Genomic DNA, 2,448 nt, shown 5'->3' with positions numbered 1-2,448 from the left:
TGTTATTCCTCCTTAAGAGTTAGTGAGTAGAAACATATCACGTGAAATTAAAAACTTAACTAACATGATAAAGGGAAAAATCAATTTTGTATAATTGAAAAAAAAGAATTGATCATTCATTAAAAATGAATTGTTTTATTTTAATACTTAATTTAAACGCAATTTTTGTGGACATTTTAGGATCTTGACTTATAAATTGAATAATAAGAATGCATAAAACTTCATTTCTTGCTTTTTAGACCTATGACATTATCGAGAACACATGCATAGGTTTTTTACGTTGACCATAGACAAGGAGGTAGTGGACAAATGGATTTACGAACGATAAAAACATTTCAAACAATTGCACGCTTAGGAAGTTTTCAAAAAGCAGCAGAAGAGCTTAAGTATGTACAATCAACGGTTACGATGCAAATCCAAAAACTTGAATCCGATTTGGGCGTAAAACTCTTCGAAAGAGGAAAAAAAATATATTTAACAGAAGCTGGTAGGCTCTTCCATGAGAAAGCAGACCTTTTATTAAGAGACTTAGATTACGTACAAAACACAATGAAGCAGTGGCTTCACGGAGAGACTGGTAAAGTACGAATAGGGGCTATTGAGCCGATGGCGATTTTTCGCTTGCCAAGTATTTTGCTGCCGTTTAACCATAAGTATCCGAAAGTTCAGCTAAGCATCCAAATTGATAACACACAGAATTTAACGAAAATGATTAAAGAAGGAGAGCTTGATCTGGCAATCTGCAATACGCCTAATTTGGATCATACGACGTTATTTGAGCCACTTTTTATTGAAGAAGTATCACTACTAGTACCTAAAGAACATCCGTTATCTGAGAAAGAACAAGTAGAGCTTTCTGACTTCAAAGGAGAACGCCTTCTTTTGAGTGGATTTGTTTGTAACTACCGAATCAGTTTGGAGAAATCGTTGGTGGAAGCTGGCGTTAGCCCTGACATTCAGCTCGAAGTAAACAGCATGTCTGCATTAAAAGAATATGTACAAGTGGGATTTGGGATTGCTGTGGTGCCTGATGTTATGGTGAAAAATCCACCGCCAGGAACAGAAATAAAAAAGATCTCTGATCTCAAAATTGGTGTAACCACAGGTATTTTAAGAAAAATAAACACTGTAACCAATGGAACGGCCGTCGAGAATTTAATTCGTCTTATAAAGACTCATTTTTAATAGCTCTATTTTGGTTAATTCATTTTTTTTGAATTAACTATTCGAATTTATCAATTATACAAATCTAGGAAAGTGATATATACTTTTCAAAAACATAGTAAGTTGATTGATTAAGTTGAATTAAGAGATAGTCAAATTATGAAAAGAAAGGAACAGTGAAATGAATTTACCTAGTAAACAACCACTATCTGGCATACGCGTCCTCGAATTCGGCCAAATTGCAGCCGGTCCATATACAGGAATGTCGTTAGCTGATTTGGGGGCAGACGTTGTTAAGGTTGAAAATCCAAATGGAGGAGACGGCATGAGGCTATGGCCACCATTTGTAAAAAATGAAGAGGAAGAAGATTACAGTGCTAACTTTTCATCGCTAAACCGAAATAAAAGAAGTATTTGTATTGATTTTAAAGATAAACAGCAATTAGCAACTTTAAGGGAACTTTGTTTACAAGCTGATGTAATTATAGAAAACTTTCGTCCAGGAGTATTAAAGAAGTTTGCATTGGATTATGAGAGTTTATCTAGTGTTCATCCTAAGCTAATCTATTGTTCTATTTCAGGGTATGGACAAGAAGGCCCTTATGCTCATAAAGGTGCTTTTGATGTAACAGTTCAAGCAATAAGTGGATTAATGAGCGTCACAGGTGAAGAAGATGGAGAAGCAGTTAAATGTGGTGTGCCAGTAGCCGATTTTGCTGTCGGCTTATACGCTGCATATACAATTACAGCAGCCGTTTTAAATGTTGAAAAAGGAGGAGAAGGTACTCAAATTGATTGTTCTATGTTAGGAAGTGTATTGGGTATTTCAGCTTTGCAAACGAGTGAATACTTTGGCAACAAGCAATCGCCAAAACGATTAGGAACTGCGCATCCCCGCAATGCTCCTTATCAAGGATTCTATGGAAGTGACAAACCATTTGTCATTGCGGCTGGTAATAATAAACTTTGGAAAGAAGTATGTGAAGCAACTGGGCTAGAAGAATTGTTTACAGATCCTAGATTTGTGAATCAAACAGCACGTGCTAAAAATCAAAAAGAACTGGCAGCCCTTTTGCAGAAAGTGTTTAGCACAAAGCCAGCTGAATCATGGATAGCTGAGTTTGACCAGAGAGGTGTTCCATCAGCTCCGGTAAATGATTTTTCTGAGGCATTAGCTAGCCCTATGGCACAGTCATTAAATCTTGTTAGAGATTTACCACTACCAACTGGTTCATCTATACCCTTTCTCTTCAACACATCTGACGCTGCCTACTAATGGGCAAA

At 36.5% G+C, this 2,448-nt stretch carries 2 protein-coding genes; both read left to right on the top strand.

Annotated features, from left to right (window positions below; all coding sequences use genetic code 11):
• Nucleotides 1-309: 309 nt before the first annotated feature.
• Complete coding sequence (locus RB298_RS08685) at nt 310-1,185, top strand: LysR family transcriptional regulator (protein WP_328236523.1); 876 nt, start codon at nt 310-312, stop codon at nt 1,183-1,185.
• A gap of 160 nt (nt 1,186-1,345) precedes the next feature.
• Nucleotides 1,346-2,440: a CaiB/BaiF CoA transferase family protein gene (locus tag RB298_RS08680; RefSeq protein WP_486046813.1), complete on the top strand. Its 1,095-nt coding sequence runs from the start codon at nt 1,346-1,348 to the stop codon at nt 2,438-2,440.
• Nucleotides 2,441-2,448 lie beyond the last annotated feature (8 nt).

Source organism: Priestia sp. BR_2 (assembly GCF_041954005.1).
GTDB classification, from domain to species: domain Bacteria; phylum Bacillota; class Bacilli; order Paenibacillales; family Paenibacillaceae; genus Paenibacillus_AQ; species Paenibacillus_AQ lautus_A.
This window is presented reverse-complemented; position numbering and strand designations above follow the sequence as displayed.